Source organism: Neisseria sp. P0013.S005, from assembly GCF_051958425.1.
GTDB lineage: Bacteria > Pseudomonadota > Gammaproteobacteria > Burkholderiales > Neisseriaceae > Neisseria > Neisseria subflava.
Window position 1 is genome coordinate 1 of record NZ_JBQCVL010000081.1, and the last position, 245, is coordinate 245.

Here is a 245-nt window from a genome sequence, read left to right on the forward strand (position 1 = left end):
TTTTGCGCAAGGTATTGCGGTTTAACCCCAAAATATCCGCCGCTTTAGATTGGTTGCCGCCGCATTGTTCCATCACGCAACTCAGCATCGGTTTTTCGACTTGGTGCAACACCATATCGTACACGCCGCAAGGGTCCGTACCATCCAAGTCTTTGAAGTATTGTCGTAAGTTTTGTTATATACATTGAGCACTGTCAGTAGTCGTTTGATTCATCGTGATGTCTTTATTTGGATTTGTTTTTAAA

1 pseudogene is annotated in these 245 nt (G+C 42.9%); it reads right to left on the reverse strand.

Features of this window, described 5'->3' with window-relative positions:
* Positions 1-214: pseudogene (locus ACTHTA_RS11580) on the reverse strand (Fis family transcriptional regulator); the annotation flags it as partial.
* Positions 215-245: the final 31 nt, after the last annotated feature.